This is a genomic window from Xylophilus sp. Leaf220, from assembly GCF_001421705.1.
Classification (GTDB): Bacteria; Pseudomonadota; Gammaproteobacteria; order Burkholderiales; family Burkholderiaceae_C; genus Xylophilus.
Genome location: NZ_LMKO01000024.1, coordinates 200,498 through 200,715, shown reverse-complemented (window position 1 = coordinate 200,715; position 218 = coordinate 200,498).

The window sequence follows — 218 nt, the reverse complement described above, 5'->3', positions numbered from 1 at the left end:
GGAGCAAGACCGAAGAACCAAACAGCCGAGCAAAGCAACGCCCCACCCCCCGTGCCGAGCGAAGCAAAGGCACCCCCAGGCCGAGCGCAGCGATGGCCCGCGTGGACCCCGCTCCCCCACCCCTCTGCGGCGTCGAGGAGCGCAGCGGGCGGCGGATCAGGGCCCGCGACTGTTTGAGCGGAGCGCAGCGCAGCGAGTTTGAGCGGGACCCCGCCGAC